Below are 23,593 nucleotides of genomic sequence, written 5' to 3' on the forward strand. Positions count from 1 at the left end.
TGTCACGCCCCTGTCCCACCCCACCCCGTCAGGAGAGCTCGCCGCCGTCCTGCGCACCCTGGGCGGGAACACGGCGGGCGGCCATAATCCCGGCGAGGACCAGGATGGCAGCCGCGATCACGGCGGTGGTCTGCATGGCGTGGGTGAAGGCCGTCCGGGCCTGGTCCAGCAGAGCAGCCTGGTCAGGGCTGGAAGCGTCCACAATGCCTGACAGCGTCGGCAGAGACTGCCGGGCCGCCTGCGCTACCTCCGCCGGGACACCGTGCGCCACGGTACCCAGGTAGAGACGGTATCCGACGTCCTGGACCGTCCCCAGCACCGCGATCCCCAGAGCAGCACCGAGCTCCATACCCGTCTCAGAGACGGCAGAGGCTGCCCCGGCACGCTGGGCAGGCACCGTTGCCAACACGGCCCCGGTAGAGATAGTGAAGCCGAGGCCAACCCCGGCCCCCACCACCAGCATGCCCGCGCAGATAAGGACGATGCCGACGACACCACCGTAGGACTCCGCCACGGCGACCAGGGCCAGCCCGGCTGCGGCCGTCAGAAGACCGCCTTCCAGCGCCCTGCCGTAGCCCAGGTGCCGTAGCGCCCAGGCGACCACGGCCACGACGACGACTGCGGCGAGAGAGGCCGGCATCTCGGTCAGGCCGGCGTAGAGGGTGGACATGCCTCGCACCAACTGGAGGTACTGGGAGAAGAAGTACAGTAGTCCCGCCAGGGCAAAGTTGGTCATGACGGTAGCCAGGACGGCCCAGGTGAAGGCGGGCCTGCGGAACAGGGTAACGTCGATGAGCGGGGTGTCCAGGACGCGCTGCCGCCGCAGGAAAACCCAGCTCGCGCCCGCACCTGCCGCCAGGGCCAGGACCGCCAGGAGCGTCAGCCCGTCGTGGGCCAGGGACTTCACTGCGTAGACCACCGAGACGATCGCCACGACAGACAGGACAGCAGAGGGCAGGTCGACCGGGCCCCCCTGTACGTTGCGCGACTCTGGGAGCAGGAACAGGCCAGTGACCACGACCAGCACCATGACGGGCACGTTGATGAGGAAGACGCTGCCCCACCAGAAGTGCTCTAGGAGGAGCCCGCCCACCACAGGCCCCAGAGCCAGACCACCCGACGCGCCCGCGGACCATATCGCGATGGCCGTGGCCCGGGTGCGAGGGTCAGGGAATATGGTCCGCACCAGGGAGAGTGTGGAGGGCATGATAGTGGCACCGCTGAGGCCCAGCAGCGCCCTGGCGGCAATGAGTGTCCCGGCGCTGGGCGCCAGCGCCGCCAGGGCGCTGGAGACCCCAAAGCCCACGGTCCCGATGAGGAGAAGGCGGCGCCTGCCGACACGGTCCGCCAGGTTACCCATGGTGACGAGCAGTCCGGCCAGGACGAAGGAGTAGATGTCACCGATCCACAGCAGCTGGCTGGCCGTGGTGCCCAGGTCTGCGCTCATCAGGGGAACCGCCAGGGACAGGACCGTGGAGTCGATGGACAGCAGGGTCACCGCCAGGGCAAGGACGGCCAGGGCACACCAGTCCCGCCTTCTGGGGACGGTGCGCCCTGGGGACGCGAGGGTGCAAGGCGTGTGGGTCACGCCTGAAACTTTACTATACGTACAGTATAGATTGGTGCGGGTCCGTTGTGCTGCTACGCACAGGCAGGGCAGGAGCAGCTTCGCTCGGACCGCCCCGGGCACAGGAGGTACCCAGCAGGTCAGGACCGTGGAGACCTGCCCTCCTCGTCTCCCGCCTGGAGGCCCAGGACTCCCGCGACGTCGGGCGGGAAGTAGCCCGGCCCCTTGAGCACCTTGCCGTCCTCACGGTAGACAGGCCTGCCGTCCTCACCCAGCTTGGACATGTTGGAGCGCTGGACCTCGGCCAGGACGGCGGCCAGGTCGATCCCCGTCTCCAGGGCCATGCCGTAGATGACGTAGACCAGGTCCGCTAGGGCGTCGGCTGCGCCCACTGTGTCGCGGGTACCGTCGTCGCAGCGGACCGCCCGGGCGTAGGCGGCCTCGACCTCGGCCCGGGCGTCGGCACCGTAGACGGCACCGGTGAGCTCGGCGAACTCCTCGGCGACCAGGCTCATGCGCATGCCCAGGCTCGGACGGTCTAGGCAGGGGCCGTCGGTGCGGACCGGCAGCTCGTAGACGTGGTGGAAGCGGCGCACCAGGGCCTCAGGGTCGTCCCCCTCCCGCCTGCCCACGCCGTCGTGGGGCACCAGGGGCGTCCAGGCTGCCCCGGCACGACCAGCGCCACCGGAGCCGCTCCCCCACCCCGGTGCTGCTGCCTCTGGCCCGGAGGCTGCCCGGACACTCCTGGGAGCGGGACCGTCCCAGGGGGCTCGAGGCTCACGCGGGTCACCAGGCAGGAGGGTGGCGTACCAGGCGTCGTGCAGGTCCCCCTTGTTGGGCAGCGCCGCCCGCAGATGAGCCTCCCGGGTAAAGCCGAGCCTCCAGGCCACGCGCCAGGAGGCCCAGTTGGGCACGCCGTCGTGGACCTCGCAGACCCAGCGCAGCGCGGCGGCACGTACCGGTCCGGACGCGTCAAAGGCGAGGTCGACGACGGCGCGCACAGCCCGGGTCATGACACCGCGGCCCCGCGCCTGGGCGGCCAGGCTGAACCCGAGCGTGCGGACGTCGCCGGGCTGTGCGCCCAGGCTGACCAGCCCGACCAGGTACCAGCCCCCCCGGCCGTCAGACTCGCGTATCCCCCAGGTCAGCTCCTTGCCGGTCTTCCACCCGGGGGCGGCGACGTCGTTGACGAAGTCACGGGCGTCCTCCACCGTGTAGCCGTGCGGCACAGTGAGCCACTCCTGGATGTCAGGGTCGTCGCAGATCTCGGCGATACGCTCGATATCAGCCAGCGTGGGCGCGGACAGCAGGAGCTCAGGGCAGTCGCCGTCGGCAGGGACCGTAATATCGCAGGGCTGCATGGTCGTCATACTAGCGTCCCGCCAAGACCGCCATCTCTCTCGTGATGAGACAGGCACGCCCCTAGCTCACGCGGCGTCGCGGCTACCGCGTACTGTCGTCTGCTGGTGCCGCCCTGGCCTGACTCCGGGCTGGGTACGGTGTTGACAAATCTGCACCCTACGAAGTGGAGCACTCACCATGTCCTACGCAAGCAGCCCTGGCCAGGGCGCGCCCCAGCCGCAGCAGGCCTATGCCCAGCAGGCCGGAGCCTACCCCGGCCAGCAGAATGCCTACGCAACAGGCAGTGCCTACGGGGCCGGCTACGGCTACGGGGCTGGCTACGGCCAGCCCGGCTTCTCCCCCACCCTGTCTCCTGAGGTCGCGCCGCTGCCGGGAGCCGACCCCATCCAGGCGGTCAGGCGCTTCTTCCAGCGCTACGCCCAGTTCCGCGGCTACGCCTCACGCTCAGAGTTCTGGTGGGCCCTCGCTGCCCTGCTCGCGGCCCAGCTTGTCGTCACGCTGGTGGTGCTGGGCCTGACGGCCGGCAGCGCTGCGGCCTCCTCCGACGGGACGCCGAACGCGGCAGTCATAGCCGTGAGCTGGTTCCTGTACATGGTCATCGGCCTGGGCACCATTGTCCCGTACATAGCGTCGGGGGTACGTCGTCTCCACGACGGCGGGTTCTCCGGGCTGTTCTTCCTCCTCGTCCTGGTACCCGGCGGGAGCATCGCGCTCATTGTGCTGTGGTGCCTGCCCTCCCGCCCCGAGCGCTACCGCCCCGAGTGGGGCTGACCCGCACCGTCCCGGTGCTGATCAGGCCCGGCGCCCGGAACGCGACAGACAGAGACAGATAGAGAAAGAGACGGATAGAGAAGCAGAGACAGACAGAGAACGAGGGGTCCCGGAAGCCAGGTACTGGCTTCCGGGACCCCTCTGCCCGGGTGTCCGAGGGGGGACTTGAACCCCCACGCCCGTTTAATAAGGCACTAGCACCTCAAGCTAGCGCGTCTACCTATTCCGCCACTCGGACAGGATGACTCCTGCTGCCTCAGTAGCACCAGGCAACGCAGAGAAACTTAGCACGACCGCGGCGAAGCCGACAAAACCAGCCCACAGTGCTTCCCGTCACAACTTCCCGTCACACTGATCTGGGACAGCCTTCTTAGGGCTCAGGCAGGCTCTGTACCCACGACAGCCCGCATCGACCAGCTCTCCCCCGGCATGATGGTGGGGGCGTCCTGGCGGACCGCGCCCGCCTCCACGCAGAGCATGGAGGCGAACTCGTCATCGGCCATGTCCGGCATGGCGGCGCTGCCAGTGGACCACGGGTTCCACACGATGGTGGAGGCGGCGTTGCGCTTGCGCACCGTGATGACCCTGTGGTGACCCGGGTCCGACACCCGCAGGTCACTCTCGCTGCGGTAGATGCGGTCGACCGGCCCGCTGACCGTGACGGGTCCGCGTTGCAGCAGGTGGCGCCCTCCCGCCCCGGGAGGGGGGTTCTCGGGAAGACCGCTGAGGACACTGCCGGAGAGGTTGTCGGTGAAAGGGGCGCCGTCCAGGCCGCTGACCTCGGTCCCGGTCACGTCATGGACCGCCAGGTAGGTGTGCAGCGCCGCCTCCACGGTCCGTGGGGAGGCGGCGTCGTTGCGCAGCGACAGGCTCAGGACCAACTCGTGGCCTACCTCCACCTCGTACAGGGCTGTCAGGTGGTCCCGGGAGAGCAGGAACAGCGCCCGCACCCCGGCCTCCCTGGTGGGCGACACTGACAGCAGCCGCCAGGGGCTGGTACGCGCCCACCCGTGCCTGGGGCGGGCGTCACCGTGGATCCCGTCGCTGAAGACCGGCAGGCACAAGGGTACGCCGCCGCGGATCGCGGTCCGTCCGTCAAAGACAGCCTGGCGGGAGGTGAAGATGACCTCCTTGCTGCCTCGGGGTCTCCAGGAGGTCACGGTGGCGCCGTGGAGGTAGACCTCCCCGTACCCGGCCGGAGCATCGACCAGGAGACGGGGCTGACCGCCCCGTCCGGCGGTGAGGGCCGCAGTGGGGGGAAGAGACAGGGACGGGTCGGCCTGGCCAGTACCAGGGACAGGGTCCGCGCCAGCGCTGAGGGCGGTGCTGCCCGGGGCACCGGAGGCTCCGCTGGTGTCGTCGGGGGTGTGGCGATGTGCTGCATGTGCCATGCTTCCACGCTAGTAGGCTAGCCCCCTTCCGTCAGCCCGACCACAGCCACAGCACCCCCCACAGGTAACTTAAAGGACGAGTCCGTGGACACAGACCTGCCTCCGGAGCCGCTTACGCAGCCGCCCTCCGGCACCGCCGACGAGGCCCAGCAGGAGGTGCTCGTGCCGCAGGCCCGAACTCCCGCAGCAGCTGACCAGGCACCGGACGGCGCGAGCCCCCGCGGCGGCACCCACCGCACCGGGGTGCTCGCACACCTGCGTCGCGTCCGTGAGATCCTGGGACGCACCATCGACCGGGCCGAGGAACGACGCCAGGCGGACCGCGCCGCCCACCTGGCCTACCATCAGGAGGGCGGGGCTAGCCAGGGCGCACAGGACATCGGGCAGGACATCGGGGCCGAGCAGCCCAACCAGGTCGGCCCAGCTAGCACCACCGACTCCGACCAGGCGCTGGCCGCCCACCCGCCTGCCACGGCACCACGGAAGCCCGCGTACCCGCAGGCCATCGCGGTACCGGCTACTGACAACGTCACGACCCGCACTGTCCTGGCTTCCCTACCCCGCTGGCTGGTCCGTGGGGGCCTAGGAGCCTGGCTGCTGCTGGGCGTCATCATCATCGTCTCCCTGATGGTGTTCGTCACTGCCAGAGTCGTCCCGGTGTTCGTCGGGCTGTTCATCGCCCTGGTTCTCACCTCGATCCTCCAGCCCCTGGTCAGCCTCTTCGTCCGAGTGATGCCCCGTTACCCGGCGACCTTCCTGGCTCTGCTGACGGCACTAGCCTCCCTGGTGGGCCTGGTTGCCTACGTCGTCACCTCAGTTACCGGCCAGTGGGACTCCCTGGCGGCCCAGTTCAGTGACGGCCTGGACACCATCGTCGACTTCGTGGAGACGGGTCCGCTCCCCCTGCACGTAACCCAGCAGCAGCTGACGGAGCAGTTCCAGGAGTGGGTCTCCCAGGGCCAGGACTACCTGCAGAACAACGCCCCGTCGCTGGCCAGCGAGGTCCTGTCCAACGCCAGCGGCCTCGTCGACTTCTTCGCCGTCATGGCCCTGGCTGTCTTCTCCACGATCTTCTTCCTGGCCTCCGGGGAGAAGATGTGGCGCTGGTTCCTCAACGAGTTGCCCGCCCACCTGCGTGAGTCCGTGCACCGGGCCGCCGGAGCAGGGTGGTACACCTTCGCCGGGTACGCTCGCGGCACAGTCATTGTCGCCCTCACCGACGCGATCATGGCAGGGATCTTCCTGCAGCTGGTGGGAATCCCCCTGGCCGCCCCGCTGGCGGTGCTGGTCTTTATCGGTGCTTTCATCCCTCTGATCGGCGCCCCGGTGGCCATGGTGATCGCCATGGTGGTGGCCCTGGCCTCCCAGGGGCCTCTCACCATGGTGGTGGTAGGCCTGGGCGTGGCCGGCATCGGCCAGATCGAGGGTCACATCCTCCAGCCGCTCATCATGGGCCGACAGGTCTCGCTGCACCCGGTGGTCGTCATCATCGCGGTAGCCGTCGGGACGTACTCGGCAGGACTGCTGGGGGCGATCGTCGCCGTCCCGGTCATCAGCGTGGCCTGGTCGGTGTACTCCGAGCTGCACGTGCGCGACGCCCCAGTGCTCGGGGAGCTGCCCGCCTACACGGCCACCCGGCGGGAGTAACAGCCTCGGCAGCAGAAACGTCATAGGACAACATGGTGCCGCGTTGTGCTATGACGTTTCCGTTGCCTAACGCGCGCGACCCGACACGTCACCTCACCGTGTGCCGTCACACCGGCCACACTGACCCAACCAACCTGGCCAAGCACACCTAGCGCCAGTCCCGGCTGCCTGTGGAGACGACACCGGGCAGGGCGTCCAGGCGCTCGGCAACCAGGGACACCGCGCCGTCAGCTCGCTCCACCAGCCCCCGGACAACCAGCGCGGCAGCCCGTCGCCCTACGTCCTGGTAGCGTCGCCACACGCCTGCAGGGCACACGACGTTGAGCAGCCCGGTCTCGTCCTCCAGGCTGAGGAAGACCACACCGGTAGCGGTACGCGGGTGCTGCCGGTGGGTGACCACCCCCGCCGCCCTCACCCGCCTCCCCGGCTCCTGGCTAGCGGCCTCCGCGAGGGTCAGGACACCGGCCTGGCCCAGCCGGGACCGTACGAGCACGGTCGGGTAGCCCCGGGGTGACACCCCGCTCAGCCTGATGTCCGCCGCCTGGCGCTCAGGCTCACCCATGACCGGCAGCGCAGGTGCCTTGACAGCGACAGCGGTGCCGGGCAGGGGCGGCTGAAACCACCTGTCCCCCTCCTTCGCAGCCCGGTGCAGGCGCCCCGACGCCAGGGGGCCTGCCGCCCACAGGGCCTCGCGACGGTGTGTACCGAGACCGGACAAGGCGCCGCAGGCCGCCAGAGTCTCCAGGTGCCGACGTCCTAGGCGCACACGCTGAGCCAGGTCCTCCACGTCCCTGTAGGGACCCGCCTCCAGGCGCTGGGAGACGATCTCCTGCGCGACACCGCCTCCCAGCCCCCTGAGGGAGGCCAGCCCAAGGCGCACACCCAGGTCCCCGTGGACGTCCAGGAAGGTCAGGGCGTGCGGCGAGGGGCTGACAGGCCCCCAGGGATCGGCTCCGTCCTCACCAGCAGGACCCCCGCCGCAGGAGCCAGGGGCACCCGGCGCAGGACGCTGCTCCACGGTGGCCAGGACAGCCGAGGCATTGACGTCGGTCGGCAGGACCCGCACCCCGTGGCGACGCGCGTCGGCCACGAGTGACTGCGGTGACCAGAACCCCATGGGCTGGGCTGCCAGGACCCCGGCGTAGAAGTCCTCGGGCCTGCGGACCTTGAGCCAGGCTGAGGCGTAGACCAGGTAGGCGAAGGAGAAGGCGTGGGACTCAGGGAACCCGAAGTCGGCGAAGGCGCGCAGCTGGTCGAAGACGGTCTCAGCCGTGGGGGTGTCGATACCGTGGGCCTCCATACCCGCGACGAAGCGGTCGTGCAGGGCCTCCATCCGCTCTGTCGACCTCTTGGAGCCCATGGCCTGACGCAGGGTGTCCGCCTCGGCAGGGGTAAAGCCGGCGGCGTCAACGGCAATCTGCATCAGCTGCTCCTGGAAGAGGGGGACGCCCAGGGTCCTGGCCAGGGCGGGTCTGAGCACCTCGTGGAGGTAGGTGACCGGCTCGTGGCCGAGCCTGCGGCGGATGTAGGGGCTGACGGCGTCACCCTGGATAGGGCCGGGGCGTATGAGGGCCACCTCCACGACGATGTCGTAGAAGGTCGAGGGTCGCAGACGCGGCAGAGTGGCCATCTGGGCACGCGACTCCACCTGGAAGACCCCGACGGTGTCTGCCGCGCTGAGCAGCCGATAGACGGCAGGGTCGTCCTCCGGCAGAGTGTGCAGACTCCACGCCTGCCCGGCCTGTGACGGGCGTGTCCTGCCCCCGGTACTGACACCACCGCTGGCTGAGGGGGCGCAGTCGGCGGAGCCCCTGGCGCCAGCCGTGACTGCGGGCACCGCACCAGCCACGGCCCCCTGGTCGGCAGGGGTCTCGGGGACGGTCTCACCCCGCTGGGACAGCGAGGTGAAGGACAGCCGCAGGGCGGTCAGCTCCCCCAGCCCCAGGAGGTCGAGCTTGACCAGGCCGGCTGCGGCACAGTCGTCCTTGTCCCACTGCAGGACACTGCGGTTCTCCTTGGCCGCCCAGCGCACCGGGCAGACCTGCGTAACCGGGCGGTCGCACAGGACCATCCCCCCGGGATGGACGCCCAGGTGCCGGGGTAGGCGCAGCAGCCGCCCCGCCACCTCCAGGACCTGGGCGGGGACCGTCTCACCAGACGACTCCGCCGACGTCGGGCCGGGCTCCTTCCGTAGAGCCGCTGACCACCGCGAGGCAGCGCCGGGGGCAGCCGCCCCCAGCCAGGTACCCGCCTGGCTGGCCCAGGCGTCCTGCACCCCGGGCGGGTAGCCCAGTGCCCGGGCCGCGTCACGCACCGCCGAGCGGGGCCGGTAGGAGATGACGTTGGCGACCTGGGCAGCGTAGTCGCGCCCGTAGCGGGTGTAGACGTGCTGGATGACCTCCTCCCGGCGACAGGCCTCGATATCCAGGTCAATGTCTGGGTACCCGCTGCGCCCCGGGGACAGGAAGCGCTCGAAGAGCATGCGGTGACGCACGGCGTCGACAGCCGTGATCCCCAGCGCGTAGCAGACCGCGGAGTTCGCCGCCGAGCCCCGCCCCTGGCACAGGATCCCCTGCCGCTCACAGAAGTCGACGACCGAGCGCACGATGAGGAAGTACCCAGGGAAGCCGCGCTGCTCGATGACAGCGAGCTCGTGCTCCAGGACCTGCCAGGCTCGCGGGTCCTCCTCGGGGGTGCCGTAGCGGCTGGTCGCACCGCGGCGGGTGAGCTCACGCAGCCAGGTGGCGGGCGTGTGGCCGTGGGGGACCTCGGGAGAGGGCAGGTCCGGGGCGATCAGGGACAGGTCGAAGGCGATCTCGGCTCCGATCTGCGCCGCAGCCTCCACCGCCGCCGGAAGGCGGCGGTGGAGGCGGACCATGTCCTGCGCCCCACGCAGCCAGCGTCCAGTGGCGGGCAGGTACCCGCGAGCGCCTTCCAGGTCGGTCGCCAAGCGGGTCGCCGTCAGGACGTCAGCCACGGGGGCGTCGCCGGGGCGGGCGCAGCGTACCGCCCCCGTGGCCACGAGCGGCAGGTGGTGGGCACGGGCCAGTCGGGAGAGCACCTCGGTGAGGGCCGCGTCGCAGGGGCCACCGTCCAGGGCGATCTCGACAGCCAGGCCGGCACAGGCGCTGGCCTGGGGGGTGCCCGCTGCCGTTCCCACCATGTCCCGGTCCTGGTAGCGAGGACGGTCGGGGTCGGCAAAGAGCTCGACGAGGCGTCCCAGGCAGGAATCCGCCGCCGCTAGGTCCCAGTCCTGCGGGCGACGGGGATCGCCTAGCGCCCGTCGCAGAGGGCCGTTGGCGGTGCCGGTGAGGACCAGGCAGGCAGGAGCGGACGTCGGGGTCCCGGTGCCGAGGCTACCGCCGCCGGTACTGCAGCCGTGCAGGGCCTGGGCCAGGACGAGCAGGTCGTGGGCGGGCTCAGCGCGGTGCCCGGTACCCAGGTTGTGCCGGGATATGGCGGACACGAGGCGCCGATACCCCTCAGGGCCACGGGCTAGAACGGGAAGGTGGGAGCCGTCGGCCACAGTGAGCTCGGCGCCGTGGGCCGTCGGCAGCCCCAGGGACCGACCAGCCTGGGCGTGCCTGACGATGCCGGGGACGCCGTCGTGGTCGGTCAGGGCCAGCGCCTCCAGCCCCAGGTCCATGGCTGCCTGGACCAGGTCCTCGGGCTCGTTGGCGCCGTCAAGGAAGGAGTAGGCGGAGTGGGCGTGCAGCTCTGCGTAGCGGTGAGTCACGAGCCAGGTCCCGGAAGGCCGGTAGCGGGGACGGTGACGTAGGAAGCCACAGGATCGGTACGGTCGGCAGCGCGGGGAACGCGCCCCTCACAGCGCTCCAGGCAATCGAACATGTGTCCATACTAGTGGCGCTGACGACGCTAGCGGCACCAACGACAGACTCGGCCCTGGCAGCCCCTCACTGCTCCGACAGAGTACCTCCGGCCGCGAGGTAGCACTTGCCGCACAGGGACTCGTAGGTGACGTCGCCAGCCTCCCCGGAGTCAATGACGACCTGGTCCCCGTCGAAGACGAACCCTCCCCCCTCGCCGCCGGGCCCACCTCCAGCCCTGCGGGCGTTGAAGACCGCCTTGCGGCCGCAGCGGCAGATCGTCTTGAGCTCCTCCAGGGAATGGGCGATCTCAAGCAGGCGACGTGACCCAGGAAAGCTGCGGGTCCGGAAGTCGGAGCGGATGCCGTAGGCCAGGACGGGGACGTCGTCGAGGAGGACGAGCTCCATGAGCTGGTCCACCTGGGAGGGCGTGAGGAACTGGGCCTCGTCCACCAGGACGCAGTCCAGGACGTGGCGCAGCGGGGTCCCGGCCTCGTGGTCAGCCAGGGCACGGCGCAGCACCAGGGCGCGCAGGTCGTCCTCGTCCTGCACCAGAAGATCCACCTCGCGGGACACACCCAGGCGGGAGACCACGGCACTCCTTCCCCTGGTGTCCACGACGGCCTTGACGACCAGGACGGTCTGCCCGCGCTCCTCGTAGTTATGGGCGGTCTGGAGCAGGCTGGTGGTCTTGCCGGAGTTCATGGCGCCGTAGCGGAAGTAGAGCTTGGCCACGCGGTTCCTCCTCCTGGTCGGCGTACCGGCCCGTGGACCTGTCGGCGTGCTGGCACCCTCCAGGTACGGCAGCCACGGCTGTCGCCTGCCCGGGACGTTCTTGCCCGGGACGTCCCGGTGCGGCGTGACTACGGTACACGCTGCCACACACGCTGCTGTCAGCGTCCGGGGACTGGGAGATCGCAAGCGGCAGAAGCCGGTGGGCAGGAGCAGGGGGTCAGGGCAAGACCGCCTGAGGTGTTGCAGGAGCAGCAGGTCAGGAGTAGACGGCGTCAAGCCACCACTGCCCTGCGCGCACGAGCAGCAGGGGCGGTCCCAGCTCGGGGACCACCTGGAGGTAGGCGCGCCGCGAGGCGCCCCCAGGCCTCCACCACGCCTCGCTGACGGGCCAGGGTCCGGCCCAGGAGCGGACACGCAGCCGGTGGGGCGAGCACGCCCCGGGAACACACCCGAGGCAGGCCCGCCGGTCCCGCAGGCAGACCGCCTCCGGGCAGGAGACCTCCAGGTGGGCGGGGGTACCAAGCAGCTGCCCCTGGACGTCAACGTCCAGGTCCTCGCCTAAGGCGCTGCCAAGTCGTACGGGACAGGGCCGGGGCAGGACCACGGAGGGAGAGGGCTCTGGGAGCATCCCAGCCCACGGGACGCTTGTCCGTCCCTCCTGCGACCGAGGAAGGCCCTGGGCAGGGCCGGTACGCCCACGCTCCTGCCCCTCCTGCTCCCCCCAGGTGACGCAGCGCGCCCGCGAGCGCGGGTCCCACCCGGGGACGACCTGAGGCACCTGGACGCTACCTGCACCCAGGAGGGACTCCAGACGGCTCGCTGCGCGGTGCGCCCGCCTGGCTGACTGGTCACCGGCGCCCCGCCACAGGCCTGTCTGGGCTGCCCCGGCGGGAAAGAGCCCGAGGGCGACCAGACGCAGACGCTCCAGGGCCGAGGCGGGCGGGCGCCCAGATCGGCCTGCCAGCCAGCCCTCCAGCTGCCAGCGCACACGGTCGGTGACCTCGGCGGCCGTGGGAGTGGTCTCCAGCATCCAGCAGCGGCACAGACCGGTCCCGTCCTGGCATGACGCCTCCACCAGGAGACGGTCGGCAGCCAGGCCTAGGGAGACGAGCCTGGAGACCAGCTCCTCAGCCAGGTTCCGGGCTGCAAAGGCAGCGGTGTCGGCACGCTGCGCAGGTGGGTCCAGGACGGCCTCCACGCTCACGTCCCTGGCGGGCCGGGTGACGCGCGGCACCTCGTGCTCGGTGCCGCAGGCCAGCCGGTGGAGCCTAGCGCCCGTCGGCCCGAACCGGGCCGCGAGATCGGCGTGGGGCAGGCGCGCCAGGTCGCCCAGGGTGTACAGGCCCAGGCGTCCGAGGACCTCCACCAGCTCGCGGCCCTCGGCCCTCAGACGGGGGGTGGTCAGGCAGGCCAGGAGCGACTCCAGCGGCCAGGGCGCGAGGAAGTCAGGAGTATCCCCGGGCTCGACCAGGACCCCCTGGCGGGCGGCGAGGACCGCTCCGGCCAGGGAGCCGGCAACGCCGACCTGGCACTCGACGTCAGCCTCCTGTGCCACGGCCTCGACCAGAGCCGAGGCCAGCGGATCCTCTCCCCCGGCCCACCGTGCTGGGCCGCGGGCGGGGCACAGTGCCAGGCCCGGGCGGGCGACGATCGGGTCCGCCAGGATCGCGCTGACCGCGTCCATGACGAGCTCGAAGCCGCGGGCCTCACGCTCTGCCTGGGGCGGCAGGATGAGGAGCCCAGGACAGGTGGCCCGGGCCAGGCGCGTCCTCATGCCGACGGTGACCCCGGCAGCACGGGCTGGTGCCGAGGCGGCCAGGACCCGGGCAGCGGCGACGGCCACAGGCGACAGGGCCGGGTCCACATCAGCGCGGCTCTCCCGGAGTCGGGCGCCCCGAGGGGACGAGCCGCTTGCACGACGCTGCTCACGGGCCTCCAGGGTCAGGGCCACCACGGGCCAGTCAGGCACCCACAGGGCCAGGAGGCGTCTTTCCGGCACGGCTCCCGAGGCGCTCATCCTGCGCCCCGCAAGGGCGCGGGAGAGGCAGAGGCGGTGGCCACCGGGTCGGGCTCACCCACGCCCAGCCCGTGCGGACCGTGGGTGAGCACCGTGCCGCCCAGGCCTCGGTCCGGGTCGCTCAGGCTCCAGCCCAGGGCTCGCAGGTATCCGCCCGGCATCTCTACCGCCCCCCGGCGGGTGGAGGGCGCGGCGGGAGGCGCGGTCGGCACCGCCTGAGGGTGCAGGGGGACGACGACGCCCCTGCCGTGCGCCTCCTCACACGGGTCATGACCCGCGCTACCGTCCACCTCACGCACGTCACTGCGCACCTCGTCAGGTAAGCCCAGGCCGGCCGCCCCGGGAGCGGCCTCGTCAAGGCAGGACCGCTCGCAGACCAGGGTCCGGGCACCCTGCCAGGGCAGAGGAGTGAGGACCAGGGTGCCACGCTCCCGTGCCCGTACGAGCAGGCGCCTGCGGCTGCTGGTAGCCAGGCACCCTGCCGCCTGGGAGCTCAGGAGGAGGACATCGACCCCGTCGACCAGGACTCCCGCGGCAGCCAGGACGCCATCGTGCCCCAGGCCGTCGGCAGGGACGCTGAGGACCCGGGACAGGTCAAGGCCCAGCTCGGCAGCGGCGCACCAGCCCAGCCCCTCCCCTCCCAGGACCCCGCACCAGCCGTAGACGCCCTGGCGCAGCGCCGCAGCGGCCAGGAGGACCGCGGTGGACCCCTCCAGGTGCAGGACGCCGGCAGGGCAGGACCCCAGGTAGTCCCAGAGCCCGGAGCGCCCCGAGGACCACCGGGTGCCGATGGCCCGTTGGAACCCGTGCGCACCGTCGTGGTGGTCGTGGTGGCGCAGCCCGGTGGTCTCCTCCGCCCGCCTGAGGGCCAGACGCGCCGCAGCCAGCCGCGCGCCCCTGTCCCCGAGGGGCTCACCACTACCGCAGACTCCAGTCATGTACTCCTCCCTAGACGGACCAGACACAGCTCGAACAGATGTTCGACCGTGAGGCCCAGGGTACCTCCGGGCACCGACACGCTCAGCCTGGTCACGCTCGGCCAGTCGGCCAGCCCCGCCCGGCCACTGCGGTGACGTGGCTCCCCCAGCTGCTCTACAGTGGGAACCACACGGCTGTCGTTGTCTCACCCGGACACCAACCGACCTCACCCGGATCTCAGGAACCGGACCGCAAGCCAGACATCCGCGCACCGCACCCTCTGGAGGCACACCGTGGCAACCAACCTCACCCGCCCACGACCGCCCGCGCCCTACGACTTCCTGCCCCGTGTCCCCGCCTTCACCCTGGTCTCCCCGGACGTGACTGAGGGTGAACGCGTCCCCGACAGATTCACGGGCCTCCACGACAACATCTCTCCCGCGCTGAGCTGGTCGGGCTTTCCCGAGCAGACCCGCTCCTTCGTCGTGTCCTGCTTCGACCCTGACGCGCCCACCCCGGCCGGGTGGTGGCACTGGACCGTGGTGGACCTGGACGTGTCGGTGACCTCGCTGGAGCAGGGGGCGGGCACCAGCGACCTCCACCTGGACGGAGCCGCCTTCCACCTGGCCGGGGACAGCGGGGACCACGCCTGGTTCGGCCCCTACCCCCCGGCCGGGGACGGAGACCACCGCTACGTCTTTGCCGTCTCCGCCCTGGACGTAGACACCCTCGGGCTTGACGACGGGGCCTCCCCCACCGCCGCCGCCTTCACGCTGGCCACCCACTGCCTCGCCCGGGCCACGCTGACCGCTACCTACTCCGTGCCTGGGCAGCCGGGTGCCGCGCCCTTCCTGAAGGAGGCTCAGTGACGCTACCGCCCGGTTCTACCGAGCCGACCCGACCCGGGGGACGCCGCCGTCAGGGCGAGGCCGCCACCCCGGCCTTCGGGTTCTCCACGACGAGCAGCTCCGGACGCCACCAGCGGCGCCCGATAGCCCTGGTGACCGGGGCGACCTCAGGCATCGGCCTGGCTGTGGCCAGGGACCTGGCGCGGGACCACAACCTGGTCCTGGTCGCCCGTACCGCCACCGACCTGGAGGAGCTCGCGGGTGCGCTGGAGGAGGAGTCCGGGGCCGCGGTCCTGGTGTGCCCGGTCGACCTGGCCGACGACACCGCCCTGGCCTACCTGGTCAACCGGATCCAGCTCGACAGCCTCGACGTGCTGGTGCACTGCGCCGGGGTGGAGGCACCGGGAGCGGTCGAGAGGCTCACCCCCGCCCGCTGGCGCTCGGTGCTGGACCTGAACCTGGTGGCAGCCGCGCACCTGACGAGTCTGGTGCTGCCTGCCCTGCGGGAGTCCAGGGGGCTGGTGGTGTTCATCGGCTCAGGTGCGAGCCTGCACGCCTGGCCGGGCCACTCCCTCTACTGCGCGTCCAAGGCCGGCCTCAAGGCCCTGGCCGACACGCTGCGCGAGGAGGAGCGCGGCCAGGTCCGGGTCACCTCCATCTACCCGGGTCGGGTGGACACTCCGATGCAGGAGCGGCTCCAGGCGCTCAGTGCTGCGCGCAGGCACGCGGAGGGAGGCCGCGCCCCGGCCTACCGTGCCGCTGACCACATGACGCCACAGTCGGTGGCCTCGGCAGTGCGCCTGGCCGTGAGCACCTCCATGGATGCGGTGGTCGAGGACCTGTCGATCCGCCCCTCCGCCATGCTGTGACGAATGCTGGACAAGGACGCAGGTGAACGTGAGCAAGACAGCACGAGGAGGCGGCAGGCGAGGCAATAGAGCACGACTCACCGCGACCGGCCCTGCCTGGCCGACCGCCCAGGACACCACGACCCCAGCGCCCCCGGACATCAGGGACGCATCAGCTCCTGTATAGCCTGCGGCTGCGCCCCCTCTGAGGCGTGTCCTCCGGGGAAGCCGAGGCAGCGCCAGGCCTCGTAGACGACGACGGCCGCTGAGTTGGCGAGGTTGAGCGAGCGGCTGCCAGCCACCATGGGGATGCGGATGCGGTCGGTGACACGGGGGTGGCTCATGACCTCCTCGGGCAGTCCTGTCGGCTCCGGCCCCAGCAGCAGGGCGTCGTCGTCACGCCAGTCCACCTGGGTGTAGAGGCGGTCGCAGTGCGCGGTAAGGGCAAGGACCCGGCCGGGGACCTGCTCCAGGCACTCCTCCAGGGTCTGGTACACCCGCGTCCTGGCCAAGTCGTGGTAGTCCAACCCGGCACGACGGAGCCTGGGCTCGTCCATGCTGAACAGCGGGTCCACCAGGTGGAGGGCGGCACCGGTATTGGCACTGAGCCTGATCGCCGCACCGGTGTTGCCGGGGATCCGCGGCTCGAAGAAGATCATGTGCAGCACAGGCACATCCTGCCACTCTGGCGGCCCGGTCCGGGGCCCTGGGCCCGCCGCCCCGGACCGCCATCCCCGTCGGAATCAGGGCTGCGGCATGGCGTCCAGGACGATGTTGAGCCCCTCGCTCATGGTGGGGTGGGTGATGACGGCGTCACGCAGCTGCTGCCAGGTCAGGCCACCCAGCATGGCCATCTGGACGCTGGTGACCACCTCGCTGGCCTCGGCCCCGATGACGGCGGCCCCCAGGATGAGGTCGGTGTCGGCGTCCACGACCACCTTGTAGAAGCCCTCAGTGCGCCCCAGGGTCTTGGCCCGCGGCACAGCGGCCGTGGGGCTCTTGGCCACCCGCACCGTATGGCCGGCTGCGCGCGCCTCCTCCTCGCCCATGCCAACATGCCCGAGCTCAGGCGTGGTGAACACCGCCCAGGGGATGAGACGCCCGGCGGTGGAGGCCTCCTTGCCTGACAGCAGGTCACGCAGGACACGGAAGTCATTCCAGGAGGCGTGGGTGAACTGGGGGGTCCCAGCCACGTCGCCAGCGGCGTAGACGCCCTTGGCGCTGGTGCGCAGGTGGTCGTCAACGACGACAAAGCCGCGCTGGTCCAGCTCCACACCAGCAACGTCCAGGCCCAGGCCGTGCGTGACAGGCGTGCGCCCCAGGGCCACGAGCAGGTGGGAGCCGCCCACCTCGCGCCCGTCCTCGGTGGTGACCACGACCCCCTGCGGAGAGGGGCTCACGCGCGAGGCGTGGGCACCGGTGAGGACCGTGACACCCAGGGCCTCCAGGCCCGCGGTGACCTCGGCAGCCACGTCAGCGTCCTCGCGGTCCAGGACGTGCTCACCGGCGTGCACCACCGTCACGGGCACCCCCAGCATCCCCATGAGGGAGGCCATCTCCGTGCCGATCACGCCCCCGCCCAGGACCACCAGGTGCTCGGGCAGCTCGGGCAGGGTCAGCAGGTCCTCGCTGGTCCAGTACGGCACGTCACCCAGCCCCTGGATAGCCGGGACCGACGGCGTGGTACCGGTGTTGAGAAGAACTGTCCTACCACGTACACGGCGGGTACCGCCCTCGGCCAGGAAGATATCCACGGTGCGCTCAGCGACGAACCGGGCCGTGCCCAGGCAGAAGTCCATGCCGGAGGCCGGAAACATGGTCTCGTGGGCGGCAACCATGCCGCTGACCACCGCCTCCTTGCGCGACCGCAGGGCCGCCAGGTCGACACGGGCCTGGGACAGGGGGGTGGCCGCAGCCTGGTCTGCCCCGTCTGCGTCGTCGCCACCGCTGGCTGTGCTGACCTCGGTGGACCCCTCAGCGCCCGGGAGGGCGGAGCCGCCAGTCAGAACCACGCCGTGGGCACGGGCGCCCTGGACGTCACGGAGGACCCGGGCGGAGGAGATGAGGGTCTTAGTGGGGATGCAGGCGACGTTGATGCAGGTCCCGCCGATCTTGTCCCGCTCGACCATGACGACGCTGTCACCGGCCCTGGCGCGGGCCATGGCCAGGGACTTGCCGGCCTTGCCACCTCCGACGACGAGGAGGTCGACCTCCTCGGTACCAGCACTCTTCTCAGTGCTACTGGTGCTCGCAGGGCCGGGACAGGCAGGCTGGTTGTGCTGCGGCATTGAGGTCTCTCCTCTGGTCGTGCGGTCGCGCTCATCGCGGTGCGTCGGTGATGCTGCCGTCACAGGCGCGAGGCGCCGGACGTGCGCTAGGCCGAACGTCCCGAGCCGCCGCCCTATTCCGGAACGAACGGCAGGAAAACCGCAGGAAGAGAACTGGAGCGACCTGGGCACCACGGGCTAGGGTACGGACCACCTCGGCAGGCCCGGCAGATCCCGTCACGGCGAGGTACCAGGAGGGGGAACCGGAGAACCCAGGTACTGCTGGACTCGGCCAACGGGGTACCAGGAGCACAGCAGGACACGACAGGACAGGGAACTATGACCCACAGCAGTGACCCGCCCAGCAACCGGACCACTGAACGCTTGCGCGACCCCGAGGAGGTCTTTGCCGCGGACCCCGGGTGGCTCAGCGCCCTGGAGCGCACCGACCTGCTGGCGGGCCCGGTGGCGGCCGCGCTGCGCGAGCTGCCCCAGGTCGAGCTGGCCCACCAGGCCCGGGTGGTCCCGATCGACCCGGCCTTCTCCGACACTGACGCCCTCAACGCCCGGTACCACCTGGACCCGCGCGCTACCGGGAACTGCGTCCTCGTATCGGGCAAGCGGCAGGGCGAGGAGAGGTTCGCAGCCTGCGTGGTACGTGCGACCGACCTTGCCGACGTCAACCACGTGGTCAAGAGGCGTCTGGACGTGCGCAAGGCCTCCTTCCTGCCCGTGGAGAGGGCGACGGACCTGTCCGGCATGGCCTACGGCGGAATCACACCGGTGGGCCTGCCCGGGCAGTGGAGGCTGCTCATCGACGCCGCCGTCGCCGCCCGCCCCAGCGTCCTCATCGGCTCGGGCCTGCGCGGCTCCAAGCTGCTGGTCCCAGGCCAGCTGCTCGCCGCCCTGCCCGGCGCCGAGGTGGTCGAGGGCCTGGGCGTACCCACCACCTGAGCACCATCCAACCCATCCCCTGCCTACGCCGCTCCTCCCGCCGCGCAGCCACCTCCGCCGTCAACCGCACAGCCAGCCAGTTGCTCGGCTACGGCCTACGGGCGCGGAATTGCGGAGCAGGCGCCAGAAGCAGCAGGCGCTGGCAGCCTGAGGCATATACCCGTTTGCACCGTGTCAGGTAGGGTGGAACAGCACGATCCTGGCTAGTGCAGTTAACGCTTGTGTGGAGATAGTCCCGCTGGGACGGAACAGTGTGAGCTGATGTCATCTGCCCAGGTTGAGGTGGGATGGCACGGCTCCCGTCCTTGCGGACGCTTGCCAACTTGGCGTGAGTCGCACCCGCCCACCTCGCGCAACTCCCGCCAAGGTGGAACTACTACAACAAGTATTCAACCTCACGCAGGACAACGTGATATATCACATAAAGCGACCGTCCTAAGGGCGGATGGAGGGGCCGCACCCACCGCGCGGTCGCAATCGCGCACCCACGCCAGAGGCACAACCACCCACGCTAGAAGCATGCCGCGGCAGGGTCCGCAGGACCGGGTAGACACTGGCGAGGCGCTGTCCGGCCAGCAGTTCTTGACTCATGTCGCGCACCGCCCCACTGGGACAAGCGCCGCCTCTCACCAGGAGCAGTCTCCTAGCCGTCCTACCAGGAAAAGTCTCTGTGAGCTCCCCTGGGCCTCACGAACAGGTCGGTGGCTGGGAGGTTGAGGTACCAGGCGACCTGGCCCACCTCACCGACACGCCAGTCAACCTTTCCGGTGAACCTCAGCGACACCGCCGAGCGGGACATCCCCAGGAATCGGGCCAGCTCCGCCTGAGTGACACCCACCCGGGCCGCCTCCAGGCGGATGTTCCCGGCCACCACCTGCGACAGGCCCGGCTCTGTGCCCGTTCCCCTGCCCGCACGACGCCGCCTACCTCGCGCCCACGGAGCCTCGAGCGCCCGCACCATCCCTGTCTCTTCAGCATCTTGCCCGCCCTCGACGCCTTCAGGAGGCTCAATGCCCCCGAGAGACTCAGCGCCCCCGGGAAACCTAGAGTCCCCGGGAGACTGGGTCCCCCACCTCCGGACCGCGAGCTCCGGCCCGCCGGGGACATCCTGCTCCGGGGCAGGGACCATACTGTCCTCACCCCACGGTTCCGTCCCTCCCGAGTCATCCACGTCACCGTCCGGGGTGAACCCCGTGACGGCCCACAGATCGGTCACTGCCCGCCTCCCTCGCAAACGAGACTGCCAGCGCGCCGACCACGCCGACGTGCCGCCTGCCCGCCATCGTGACGTGCCGACCCTCACGTCGCCACGAGCCTGCGGGCAGCAGGTGGACAACCGCAGACAACCCCGTCACAACTTCCACCTGTGGAGCCCGGGCTCCCACCGGCACCCAGCAGTCGCCGAACGAGCACGGTCAGCCTCTGGCAGCGTCCCGGCAGGGGGACGAGAACGCAGCGTTGCCCCTGCTACCTGGGGCGCTGCCCACCGGAGCCGCCCGCTACCTGGAGGCCAGCTGACGCAGCACGTACTGCAGGATGCCTCCGTTGCGGAAGTAGTCCGCCTCCCCAGGGGTGTCAATGCGCACGACGGCGTCAAAGACCACCTCGGTCCCGTCCGTCCTGGCCGCGGCGACGGTGACGGTACGGGGGGTGACGCCCTCGTTGAGGGCGGTCAGGCCGGTCACCGAGAAGGTCTCGGTGCCGTCCAGGCCCAGCGAGGCTGCCGACTCCCCGTCCGGGAGCTGCAGCGGCACCACCCCCATGCCGATGAGGTTGGAGCGGTGGATGCGCTCGAAGGACTCGGCGATGACCGCCCTGACCCCCAGCAGGGCCGTCCCCTTGGCCGCCCAGTCACGCGAGGAGCCGGAACCGTACTCCTTGCCGCCCAGGACCACCAGCGGCACGCCTGCGGCCTGGTAGGCCTGGGCGGCGTCAAAGATCGACTCCTGCTCCCCGGTGAGGAAGTTCCTGGTGTAGCCGCCCTCGACGCCGTCGAGCAGCTGGTTGCGCAGCCTGATGTTGGCGAAGGTGCCCCGGATCATGACCTCGTGGTTGCCGCGGCGCGACCCGTAGGAGTTGAAGTCCTTGCGTGCCACGCCGTGGCTGGCCAGGTAGCGGCCCGCCGGGGAGTCGGCCTTGATGGCTCCTGCCGGGGAGATGTGGTCGGTGGTGACCGAGTCGCCCAGCAGGGCCAGCACCCGGGCGCCCTCGATGTCGCTGACCGGGGTCAGCTCCATGGTCATGCCCTCAAAGAAGGGCGCCTTGCGCACATAGGTGGACTCCTCGTCCCAGGCGAAGGTCTCCCCCTCGGGAGTGTCCAGGCCCTGCCAGCGCTCGTCTCCGGCAAAGACGTCAGCGTAGTCGCGCGTATACATCTCCCGGTCGATCGTGGCGTCGATGGTGGCCTGCACCTGCGCGGGGTCGGGCCAGATGTCGGACAGGTAGACCTCGTTGCCCTCAGGGTCGTGCCCCAGCGGCTGGGTGGCAAAGTCAAAGTCCATGGTCCCGGCCAGCGCATAGGCGATAACCAGCGGCGGGGAGGCCAGGTAGTTCATCTTGACGTCGGGGTTGATGCGGCCCTCGAAGTTGCGGTTGCCCGACAGCACCGAGACCACCGCCAGGTCGGCGTCATTGACCGCTGCCGAGACCTCGGCGGGCAGCGGTCCGGAGTTGCCGATGCAGGTGGCGCAGCCGTAGCCCACCAGGTTGAACCCCAGTTCGTCCAGCGCTGGCCACAGGCCCGCCTTCTCGTAGTAGTCAGTGACCACCTGGGAGCCCGGAGCCGTGGAGGTCTTGACCCACGGCTTGGAGCGCAGGCCCCGCGCAACCGCGTTACGGGCCAGGAGCCCGGCCGCCACCATGACGCTGGGGTTGGAGGTGTTGGTGCACGAGGTGATGGAGGCGATGGCCACGTGCCCGTGGTCCAGGGTGGTCTGGGTGCCGTCCGCCAGGGTGACCGGAGTGGGCCGGGAGCCCCCAGGGGCGTAGGTGGGTAGCACCGAGGCGAAGGCCTCCTTGGCAGCGCTCAGCTCGATGCGGTCCTGGGGGCGCTTGGGACCGGCGATGGAGGGCACGACGGTGGACAGGTCCAGCTCCAGGTACTCGGAGTAGACGGCCTCACGGGAGGAGTCGTGCCACATGCCCTGGGCCCTGGTGTAGGCCTCCACCAAGGCGATGTCCTCCTCGCTGCGGCCGGTCAGGCGCAGGTAGTCCAGGGTGACCTCGTCAATGGGGAAGATCGCGGCCGTGGAGCCGAACTCCGGGCTCATGTTCCCGATAGTGGCCCGGTTGGCCAGTGGGACCTCAGCCACGCCCTCCCCGTAGAACTCCACGAACTTGCCCACCACGCCGTGGGCGCGCAACATCTGGGTGATGGTCAGCACCACGTCGGTGGCAGTGGCCCCGGCCGGGATGGCGCCGGAGAGCCTGAAGCCCACCACCTTGGGGATGAGCATGGACACCGGTTGGCCAAGCATAGCGGCCTCCGCCTCGATGCCGCCCACGCCCCAGCCTAGTACCCCCATGCCGTTGACCATGGTGGTGTGGGAGTCCGTCCCCACGCAGGTGTCCGGGTAGGCGAGGGTGACCCCGCCCTCGTCGCGGGTGAAGACGGTGCGGGCCAGGTACTCGATGTTGACCTGGTGGACGATCCCCGTGCCGGGGGGCACCACGCGGAAGTTCGACAGGGCGCCCTGCCCCCAGCGCAGGAACTGGTAGCGCTCGGCGTTGCGCTCGTACTCGCGCTCCTTGTTGCGCTCCAGGGAGGAGGTCAGGCCGAAGGAGTCGATCTGGACGGAGTGGTCAATGACCATCTCCGCGGGCGCCAGCGGGTTGATGACCTCGGGGTCGCCGCCCAGCTCGGCCACTGCCTCCCGCATGGTGGCCAGGTCCACGATGCAGGGCACCCCGGTGAAGTCCTGCATGACCACCCGCGCCGGGGTGAACTGGATCTCCGTGTCCGGCTCGGCGGCAGGGTCCCAGGAGGCCAGCGCCCGCACGTGGTCAGCCGTGACGTTGGCTCCGTCCTCCGTACGCAGGAGGTTCTCCGCAAGGACCTTCAGGCAGTAGGGCAGGCGCTCCAGGCCAGGGACCGCGTCAAGGCGGTAGACCTCGTAGGACCGTCCGTTGACGTCGAGCGTGTCACGCGAGGCAAAGGTGTTGAGACTGGCCACGGTACTGCTCCTATCGTGAGGGTCCGCACCGCCACGGACAGCCCACGGACAGTGGGACGGGCAGGTGGGAGAGACGGACAGACAAGACTGCTAGGGGCAGACGGTACCGAAGGTCGTGTCACCTGCTGTCAACGGGCACGGCCGCCACCACTGTCTCACCGTCGACGCACCGCCGTCGCACCGATATCGCAGCGAACACCGTAGCGCCGTCGCGGTGGCGTCGTTGCTGTCACAGTGCCTTCACCGCCCCGGCCCGACAGAACAGCCAC

At 70.4% G+C, this 23,593-nt stretch carries 16 protein-coding genes and 1 tRNA gene; 5 read left to right on the forward strand and 12 right to left on the reverse strand.

Features of this window, described 5'->3' with window-relative positions; translation table 11 throughout:
* Nucleotides 1–28: 28 nt before the first annotated feature.
* Together D4740_RS01420 and D4740_RS01425 are read right to left on the reverse strand one after the other, a co-directional pair.
* A complete protein-coding gene (locus tag D4740_RS01420; RefSeq protein ID WP_119835134.1) occupies nt 29–1,588 on the reverse strand; it encodes an MFS transporter in 1,560 nt (519 codons plus the stop codon).
* Between the two features lie 119 nt (nt 1,589–1,707).
* Nucleotides 1,708–2,928, reverse strand: a complete 1,221-nt coding sequence (locus D4740_RS01425; RefSeq protein ID WP_119835258.1) for a GNAT family N-acetyltransferase — start codon at nt 2,926–2,928, stop codon at nt 1,708–1,710.
* A 178-nt stretch (nt 2,929–3,106) separates the two neighbouring features.
* Here D4740_RS01425 and D4740_RS01430 point away from each other — a divergent pair, with 178 nt between their 5' ends.
* Nucleotides 3,107–3,700, forward strand: coding sequence for a DUF805 domain-containing protein (locus tag D4740_RS01430; RefSeq protein WP_119835135.1), 594 nt, complete (start codon nt 3,107–3,109; stop codon nt 3,698–3,700).
* Nucleotides 3,701–3,850: 150 nt separating this feature from the next.
* Here the strand turns inward: D4740_RS01430 and D4740_RS01435 are convergent.
* Both D4740_RS01435 and D4740_RS01440 read right to left on the reverse strand, forming a co-directional pair.
* Nucleotides 3,851–3,938: transfer RNA gene (locus D4740_RS01435), tRNA-Leu, on the reverse strand.
* A gap of 139 nt (nt 3,939–4,077) precedes the next feature.
* On the reverse strand, nt 4,078–5,091 hold the full coding sequence (locus D4740_RS01440; RefSeq protein ID WP_119835136.1) for a D-hexose-6-phosphate mutarotase: 1,014 nt from the start codon (nt 5,089–5,091) through the stop codon (nt 4,078–4,080).
* An 84-nt stretch (nt 5,092–5,175) separates the two neighbouring features.
* Here D4740_RS01440 and D4740_RS01445 point away from each other — a divergent pair, with 84 nt between their 5' ends.
* Complete coding sequence (locus D4740_RS01445; RefSeq protein ID WP_119835137.1) at nt 5,176–6,738, forward strand: AI-2E family transporter; 1,563 nt, start codon at nt 5,176–5,178, stop codon at nt 6,736–6,738.
* Nucleotides 6,739–6,886: 148 nt separating this feature from the next.
* Here the strand turns inward: D4740_RS01445 and dnaE are convergent, their stop codons facing one another.
* The 4 genes from dnaE to D4740_RS01465 form a co-directional block, all read right to left on the reverse strand.
* Nucleotides 6,887–10,474, reverse strand: coding sequence for a DNA polymerase III subunit alpha (gene dnaE / locus D4740_RS01450; RefSeq protein WP_119835138.1), 3,588 nt, complete (start codon nt 10,472–10,474; stop codon nt 6,887–6,889).
* Nucleotides 10,475–10,652: 178 nt separating this feature from the next.
* Nucleotides 10,653–11,300 carry a thymidine kinase gene (locus D4740_RS01455; RefSeq protein ID WP_119835139.1) on the reverse strand — a complete coding sequence of 216 codons (648 nt, stop codon included), beginning with the start codon at nt 11,298–11,300 and terminating at the stop codon, nt 10,653–10,655.
* 256 nt (nt 11,301–11,556) lie between these two features.
* Entirely contained in the window at nt 11,557–13,317 is a 1,761-nt protein-coding gene (locus tag D4740_RS01460; RefSeq protein ID WP_119835140.1) for a DNA polymerase Y family protein, read from the reverse strand.
* Nucleotides 13,314–14,255, reverse strand: a complete 942-nt coding sequence (locus D4740_RS01465) for a hypothetical protein (RefSeq protein WP_119835141.1) — start codon at nt 14,253–14,255, stop codon at nt 13,314–13,316. The genes D4740_RS01460 and D4740_RS01465 overlap by 4 nt, the downstream gene beginning before the upstream one ends.
* 273 nt (nt 14,256–14,528) lie before the next feature.
* On the opposite strand from D4740_RS01465, the gene D4740_RS01470 reads away from it, so the two are divergent.
* A complete protein-coding gene (locus tag D4740_RS01470; RefSeq protein ID WP_119835142.1) occupies nt 14,529–15,104 on the forward strand; it encodes a YbhB/YbcL family Raf kinase inhibitor-like protein in 576 nt (191 codons plus the stop codon).
* Nucleotides 15,101–15,952 carry an SDR family oxidoreductase gene (locus D4740_RS01475; RefSeq protein WP_119835143.1) on the forward strand — a complete coding sequence of 284 codons (852 nt, stop codon included), beginning with the start codon at nt 15,101–15,103 and terminating at the stop codon, nt 15,950–15,952. Before D4740_RS01470 ends, D4740_RS01475 begins: the two co-directional genes overlap by 4 nt.
* Before the next feature lie 140 nt (nt 15,953–16,092).
* Here the strand turns inward: D4740_RS01475 and D4740_RS01480 are convergent, their stop codons facing one another.
* Both D4740_RS01480 and D4740_RS01485 read right to left on the reverse strand, forming a co-directional pair.
* On the reverse strand, nt 16,093–16,599 hold the full coding sequence (locus D4740_RS01480) for a tRNA (cytidine(34)-2'-O)-methyltransferase (protein WP_119835144.1): 507 nt from the start codon (nt 16,597–16,599) through the stop codon (nt 16,093–16,095).
* Between the two features lie 75 nt (nt 16,600–16,674).
* Nucleotides 16,675–18,219 (reverse strand): NAD(P)/FAD-dependent oxidoreductase, encoded by a 1,545-nt coding sequence (locus tag D4740_RS01485; RefSeq protein WP_119835145.1) that lies wholly within the window; start codon nt 18,217–18,219, stop codon nt 16,675–16,677.
* A 318-nt stretch (nt 18,220–18,537) separates the two neighbouring features.
* Here D4740_RS01485 and D4740_RS01490 point away from each other — a divergent pair, with 318 nt between their 5' ends.
* Entirely contained in the window at nt 18,538–19,152 is a 615-nt protein-coding gene (locus D4740_RS01490) for a YbaK/EbsC family protein (RefSeq protein WP_119835146.1), read from the forward strand.
* Between the two features lie 652 nt (nt 19,153–19,804).
* Here D4740_RS01490 and D4740_RS01495 read toward each other — a convergent pair.
* Together D4740_RS01495 and acnA are read right to left on the reverse strand one after the other, a co-directional pair.
* Nucleotides 19,805–20,368 carry a helix-turn-helix transcriptional regulator gene (locus D4740_RS01495; RefSeq protein ID WP_119835147.1) on the reverse strand — a complete coding sequence of 188 codons (564 nt, stop codon included), beginning with the start codon at nt 20,366–20,368 and terminating at the stop codon, nt 19,805–19,807.
* Between the two features lie 283 nt (nt 20,369–20,651).
* Nucleotides 20,652–23,324 (reverse strand): aconitate hydratase AcnA, encoded by a 2,673-nt coding sequence (gene acnA, locus D4740_RS01500; protein ID WP_119835148.1) that lies wholly within the window; start codon nt 23,322–23,324, stop codon nt 20,652–20,654.
* Nucleotides 23,325–23,593: the final 269 nt, after the last annotated feature.

It is taken from the genome of Actinomyces sp. 2119 (genome assembly GCF_003591215.1).
Classification (GTDB): Bacteria; Actinomycetota; Actinomycetes; order Actinomycetales; family Actinomycetaceae; genus Actinomyces; species Actinomyces lilanjuaniae.

Excerpts from the sequence above, each read along its gene's own strand:
- D4740_RS01425 (WP_119835258.1), bottom strand. The coding sequence starts at position 2,928 with ATGCAGCCCTGCGATATTACGGTCCCTGCCGACGGCGACTGCCCTGAG.
- D4740_RS01430 (WP_119835135.1), top strand. The coding sequence starts at position 3,107 with ATGTCCTACGCAAGCAGCCCTGGCCAGGGCGCGCCCCAGCCGCAGCAG.
- D4740_RS01440 (WP_119835136.1), bottom strand. The coding sequence starts at position 5,091 with ATGGCACATGCAGCACATCGCCACACCCCCGACGACACCAGCGGAGCC.
- D4740_RS01460 (WP_119835140.1), bottom strand. The coding sequence starts at position 13,317 with ATGAGCGCCTCGGGAGCCGTGCCGGAAAGACGCCTCCTGGCCCTGTGG.
- D4740_RS01465 (WP_119835141.1), bottom strand. The coding sequence starts at position 14,255 with ATGACTGGAGTCTGCGGTAGTGGTGAGCCCCTCGGGGACAGGGGCGCG.
- D4740_RS01485 (WP_119835145.1), bottom strand. The coding sequence starts at position 18,219 with ATGCCGCAGCACAACCAGCCTGCCTGTCCCGGCCCTGCGAGCACCAGT.
- D4740_RS01490 (WP_119835146.1), top strand. The coding sequence starts at position 18,538 with ATGACCCACAGCAGTGACCCGCCCAGCAACCGGACCACTGAACGCTTG.